Below are 246 nucleotides of genomic sequence, written 5' to 3'. Positions count from 1 at the left end.
CTCAAGCGCCTTAGAATACTCATCTCGCCCACCTGTGTCGGTTTGCGGTACGGTCTCGTATGACTGAAGCTTAGAGGCTTTTCTTGGAACCACTTCCGATTGCTTCAAGACCTAAGTCTCTCGTCTCAACCCCTTGAATTCCGCGCCCGGATTTGCCTAAGCGCCTTCTATGAGTCAAAAACCAGCACTTCCAACCGCTGGACAACCTTCCGCGATCCGTCCCCCCATCGCATCATACGACGGTGC

Annotated in this window: 1 rRNA gene; it reads right to left on the bottom strand. The window is 53.7% G+C overall.

The annotated features are described in order from the left end of the window. Positions 1 to 246 (bottom strand): 23S ribosomal RNA (locus F1609_RS33990); the annotation flags it as partial.

The sequence above is a fragment of the Massilia aquatica genome (assembly GCF_011682045.1).
In the GTDB taxonomy this organism is placed as follows: domain Bacteria; phylum Pseudomonadota; class Gammaproteobacteria; order Burkholderiales; family Burkholderiaceae_D; genus Telluria_A; species Telluria_A aquatica.
This window is presented reverse-complemented; position numbering and strand designations above follow the sequence as displayed.